We start from the raw sequence: 5,424 nt of genomic DNA, 5'->3' as shown, positions 1-5,424 counted from the left end.
CAACTGAACGAGAGCCTGGAAGGTCAGGAAATTACCCTTTGCGGATGGGTCCACCGTCGTCGTGACCACGGCGGGGTGATTTTCCTCGATATCCGTGATCGTGAAGGCTTGGCTCAGGTTGTGTTCGACCCGGATCGCGCTGATACTTTCGCCGCCGCCGATCGTGTGCGCAGTGAGTACGTGGTCAAGGTGACTGGCAAGGTGCGCGCGCGTCCTGCTGGCGCTGTCAACGCAAACATGGCGTCTGGTGCTATTGAAGTGCTGGGCTATGAGCTCGAAGTGCTGAACGAATCGGAAACCCCGCCGTTCCCGCTGAACGAATTCTCTGACGTGGGCGAAGAAACCCGTCTGCGTTATCGCTTCATCGACTTGCGTCGTCCAGAAATGGCCGAAAAGCTGCGCTTGCGCTCGCGCGTCACTACCAGCATCCGTCGCTACCTGGATGAGAACGGCTTCCTCGATGTCGAGACGCCGATCCTGACCCGTGCTACCCCTGAGGGTGCTCGTGACTATCTGGTGCCTAGCCGCACACACCCAGGCAGCTTCTTTGCCTTGCCGCAATCGCCACAGCTGTTCAAGCAGTTGTTGATGGTTGCCGGTTTTGATCGTTACTACCAGATCGCCAAATGCTTCCGCGACGAAGACCTGCGTGCTGACCGTCAGCCGGAATTCACCCAGATCGACATCGAGACCAGCTTCCTTAACGAAGCAGACATTATCGGCATCACCGAGAAGATGATTCGCCAGCTGTTCAAGGAAGTCCTTGACCTGGAGTTCGGTGATTTCCCGCACATGACATTCGCCGAAGCCATGCGTCGTTATGGCTCCGACAAACCGGATCTGCGTAACCCCCTAGAGCTGGTAGACGTTGCCGATCAACTGAACGCCGTGGAATTTAAAGTGTTCAGCGGTCCGGCCAACGATCCGAAGGGCCGTGTTGCCGCTTTGCGTGTACCGGGTGGTGCCAGCATGCCGCGCAGCCAGATCGACGACTACACCAAGTTCGTTAGCATCTACGGTGCCCGAGGCTTGGCTTACATTAAGGTCAACGAGCGCGCCAAGGGGGCTGAAGGCCTGCAGTCGCCTATCGTCAAGTTCATTCCTGAGGAAAACCTCAAGGTGATTCTCGACCGTGTTGGCGCTGTCGATGGCGATATCGTGTTCTTCGGTGCCGACAAATTCAAGATCGTCAGCGAAGCCCTTGGCGCGCTGCGGATCAAGGTAGGCAACGACCTGAAACTGCACACCTGCGAATGGGCACCGATGTGGGTTGTCGACTTCCCGATGTTCGAAGAGAACGACGACGGCAGCTTCACGGCATTGCACCACCCGTTCACTGCACCGAAATGCAGCCCGGAGGAACTCGAGGCCAACCCAGCGACGGCCCTGTCTCGCGCTTACGACATGGTGCTTAACGGCACTGAGTTGGGCGGCGGTTCGATCCGTATCCACCGCAAGGAAATGCAACAAGCGGTGTTCCGTCTGCTGGGCATCAGTGAAGACGAGCAGCAAGAGAAATTCGGCTTCCTGCTGGACGCTTTGAAGTACGGCGCTCCACCCCACGGCGGCCTGGCGTTTGGTCTGGACCGCTTGGTGATGTTGATGACCGGCGCCCAATCGATTCGTGAAGTGATCGCGTTCCCGAAAACCCAGAGCGCTGCGGACGTAATGACCCAAGCTCCTGGTGTTGTGGATGCCAAGCAGTTGCGCGAATTGCACATTCGTTTGCGCGAACAGCCTAAGGCTGAGTAAGCAGTAGCCGAGCGGGGCGCATCGCACTGTCGTCAATCACAGTGCTGATGCGCCCTGATCCGTCCGGCAACAGAATTTGTTGAAGCTTTTTGCCCGCATGAGCGGCGCGAAAAGTGTGAGCGTTTCAAAAGAATTCGGAGCGAGACATGGCAGGTCATTCTAAGTGGGCGAACATCAAGCACCGCAAAGAGCGTCAGGATGCCAAGAAAGGCAAGATCTTCACCAAGTGGATCCGTGAACTGACGGTAGCTGCTCGTCAGGGTGGCGGTGATCCAGGCACCAATCCGCGCTTGCGATTGGCGTTGGACAAGGCACTTGGCGCCAACATGACGCGCGACACCATTGACCGTGCGGTCGCTCGTGGCGCCGGCTCGGCTGAAGGTGACGATGTAGAAGAGCTTGGTTACGAAGGCTACGGCCCAGGTGGCGTAGCGATCATGGTCGAAACCATGACCGACAGTCGTAACCGCACTGCCGCCGCTGTTCGTCATGCATTCGTCAAATGCGGTGGCAATCTGGGTACAGATGGTTCGGTAGCCTATCTGTTCGACCGCAAAGGGCAGATTTCCTTCGCGGCCGGTGTCGACGAAGACACCCTTATAGAAGCAGCGATGGAAGCGGACGCCGACGACGTGGTGAGCAACGAAGATGGCTCCATCGACGTGTTTACCTCGTTCACAGGTTTCTATGCGGTCCGTAATGCGTTGGAGGCTGCCGGTTTTAAGGCCGTCGACGCAGAAATTGTCATGTTGCCGACCACCAGCGCCGTGCTGGATCTGGACACCGCCGAAAAGGTCCTCAAGTTGATCGACATGCTTGAAGACCTGGACGATGTGCAAAGCGTCTATTCCAACGCTGAAATTCCGGATGACGTCCTAGAGCAGCTCGGCTGATCAAACTACAGTCAGCAGTTCAAATCGAAGCCGGGGGTACGACACCGCGATCAACGCGCGCTATCGGCCCCCGGCTTCTGCCTTTATGCTGCATGCATTGTGCGTCACTTCTTAAGCTGCAGGCGTTATGACTCTTATTCTTGGTATCGACCCCGGTTCGCGAATTACCGGTTATGGCGTAGTGCGAGACACGGGCCGCGGCTGCGTGTATGTGGCATCGGGTTGTATTCGCACCGGCAGCGGTCTGCTGCACGAACGCTTACAAATAGTCTATCGCGGCGTGCGAGAAGTCATTCAGACGTACGGCCCCGTGACCATGGGCATCGAAAAGGTGTTTATGGCGCGTAACGCCGACTCGGCGCTCAAGCTGGGTCAGGCACGTGGCGCGGCGATTGTAGCGGGCGCCGAAGAGAGCCTGGAAATTGCTGAATATACTGCGACCCAGGTCAAGCAGGCGGTTGCGGGAACCGGCGCGGCTAATAAAGAACAAGTCATGATGATGGTCATGCATTTGCTGAAACTGACCCAAAAACCTCAGATTGATGCTTCCGATGCGCTGGCCATTGCGCTGTGTCACGCGCACACCCGTTCTAGCCTCATACCCCACGGGCTTAGCGCTGCTCGAAGCCGCAGCGGTCGGTTGCGCCTCTGATACATCATTTGCTTAATTTTTTTCCCGTGGTCCTGTCACTCCTGTAATGATGGCGACCATTATTTGTGTCAGCGGGATCGCTACTGTTGAACACTGGCTTATTGAACATAGGCCACGGCTGGCCATAAGAAAGGATCTGATACGTGATTGGACGGTTACGCGGTTTTCTGGCTGAAAAACAGCCGCCGCACCTGGTTCTGGATGTCAACGGCGTCGGCTACGAGTTGGAGGTGCCGATGAGTACGCTCTATCGGCTGCCCCATGTGGGCGAGCCTGTGACCTTGCACACCCACTTGGTGGTACGTGAAGACGCGCATCTGCTCTACGGTTTTTTCGAAAAACGTGAGCGTGAGTTGTTTCGTGAGCTGATCCGCCTTAACGGCGTCGGCCCGAAACTGGCATTGGCGCTGATGTCTGGTCTGGAAGTGGACGAACTTGTTCGCTGCGTTCAGGCGCAGGACACCTCCGCTTTGACTCGAATTCCGGGGGTTGGCAAAAAAACGGCCGAGCGGCTGTTGGTCGAACTCAAAGACCGATTCAAAGCGTGGGAGTCATTGCCGGGAAGCTTCACCCTGGTCTCTAATGGTCCGAATGCCGCGCCGCAGGTGGCGACGGCTGAGTCGGATGCAGTCAGTGCCTTGATTTCCCTGGGCTACAAACCTCAGGAAGCGAGTAAAGCGGTGTCTGCCATCAAGGATAAGAATTTGAGCAGCGAAGACCTGATTCGACGTGCCTTGAAGGGAATGGTTTAAGTGATCGACGCTGACCGCTTGATAACCGCGACCGGCCGCGACCGGGACGAACAATTGGACCGCGCCATCCGTCCGCTGAGTCTGGCTGACTATATTGGCCAGCCGGTAGTGCGCGAGCAGATGGAGCTGTTCATCCAGGCTGCACGCGGACGCAACGAAGCGTTGGATCACACGCTGATCTTCGGGCCGCCAGGTCTGGGTAAAACCACCTTGGCGCATATCATCGCCCAAGAGATGGGCGTCTCGATCAAGAGTACGTCGGGGCCTGTGCTGGAGCGTCCGGGTGATCTTGCGGCGATTTTGACCAACCTTGAACCCAACGATGTGCTGTTCATCGACGAAATCCATCGGCTTTCGCCCATTGTCGAGGAAGTGCTTTACCCGGCAATGGAAGACTTTCAGCTCGACATCATGATTGGCGAAGGTCCTGCTGCGCGTTCAATCAAGCTTGATCTGCCGCCGTTCACCTTGGTCGGGGCGACCACCCGAGCGGGCATGCTGACCAATCCGCTGCGTGACCGCTTCGGTATCGTCCAGCGCCTTGAGTTCTACAACACTGCCGACCTGGCCACGATTGTTACTCGTTCGGCCGGCATTTTGGGATTGCCCATTGAGGCAGAGGGTGCTTTCGAAATCGCCCGACGTGCCCGAGGGACACCACGCATCGCCAACCGCTTGCTGCGTCGCGTGCGTGATTACGCGGAAGTCCGCGGTAATGGTCATATCTCCAAAGCGACCGCTGATCTGGCACTAAACCTGTTGGATGTCGATGAACGTGGCTTTGACCACCAGGACAGGCGTCTACTGCTGACCATGATCGAGAAGTTCGACGGCGGTCCGGTGGGTGTCGACAGTCTTGCTGCCGCCATCAGCGAGGAGCGTCATACCATTGAGGACGTTCTTGAACCCTATTTGATTCAACAAGGCTATATCATGCGTACCCCACGTGGGCGGGTCGTAACTCGACACGCGTATCTGCACTTCGGTTTGAACATTCCATCGCGAATGGGTGAAATGCCCGTCGCCAGTGATTTTGTTGATGACGCAGACGATTAAATAAACTGCACAACGTGCTGATTTATTCGGGGTTTTGGTGGTCTGACAGGCAGATACATCGATCAGGCTGGCAATAAGCGGCAAAAAATGAAAAACAGTTGTCTGGCGGATTGGCATTCCGGGGAGTAAGCACTAGAGTATGCGCGCGCAAAACGGGGTTCAGTCGTTTGTACATCGCTGTCGCGTTTATTACGAGGACACCGATGCAGGCGGCATCGTTTATTACGTTAACTATTTGAAATTCATGGAGCGGGCTCGAACCGAGCAGCTACGAGCGTTGGGTTTTGCCCAATCGCAGCTGGTAGGAGAGGACCTGTTG

The 5,424-nt window shown here is 56.5% G+C and carries 6 protein-coding genes; all 6 read left to right on the top strand.

The window, feature by feature from the left end:
• A partial coding sequence (gene aspS, locus M0974_RS19045) for an aspartate--tRNA ligase (RefSeq protein ID WP_297840178.1) occupies positions 1 to 1,752 on the top strand: 1,752 nt, incomplete at its 5' end.
• Positions 1,753 to 1,898: 146 nt separating this feature from the next.
• Complete coding sequence (locus M0974_RS19040; RefSeq protein WP_297840175.1) at positions 1,899 to 2,645, top strand: YebC/PmpR family DNA-binding transcriptional regulator; 747 nt, start codon at positions 1,899 to 1,901, stop codon at positions 2,643 to 2,645.
• Between the two features lie 127 nt (positions 2,646 to 2,772).
• Complete coding sequence (ruvC, locus tag M0974_RS19035; protein WP_297840173.1) at positions 2,773 to 3,297, top strand: crossover junction endodeoxyribonuclease RuvC; 525 nt, start codon at positions 2,773 to 2,775, stop codon at positions 3,295 to 3,297.
• 143 nt (positions 3,298 to 3,440) lie between these two features.
• The gene (ruvA, locus tag M0974_RS19030) at positions 3,441 to 4,049 is read left to right on the top strand and encodes a Holliday junction branch migration protein RuvA (protein WP_297840170.1); all 609 of its coding nucleotides are present in this window, start codon (positions 3,441 to 3,443) and stop codon (positions 4,047 to 4,049) included.
• The gene (gene ruvB, locus M0974_RS19025) at positions 4,050 to 5,105 is read left to right on the top strand and encodes a Holliday junction branch migration DNA helicase RuvB (RefSeq protein WP_297840167.1); all 1,056 of its coding nucleotides are present in this window, start codon (positions 4,050 to 4,052) and stop codon (positions 5,103 to 5,105) included.
• A 139-nt stretch (positions 5,106 to 5,244) separates the two neighbouring features.
• Positions 5,245 to 5,424, top strand: a 180-nt coding sequence (locus M0974_RS19020) for a hotdog domain-containing protein (protein WP_297840164.1), incomplete at its 3' end; no start/stop codon positions are given.

Origin of the sequence: Pseudomonas sp. (assembly GCF_026224925.1) — a bacterium.
GTDB lineage: Bacteria > Pseudomonadota > Gammaproteobacteria > Pseudomonadales > Pseudomonadaceae > Aquipseudomonas.
The sequence above is the reverse complement of the archived record's forward strand: the minus strand, read 5'-3'. Positions and strand labels throughout refer to the sequence as shown.

What these genes read in the sequence shown, in the direction of transcription:
- M0974_RS19040 (WP_297840175.1), top strand. Translation starts at nt 1,899, where the DNA reads ATGGCAGGTCATTCTAAGTGGGCGAACATCAAGCACCGCAAAGAGCGT.
- ruvC (WP_297840173.1), top strand. Translation starts at nt 2,773, where the DNA reads ATGACTCTTATTCTTGGTATCGACCCCGGTTCGCGAATTACCGGTTAT.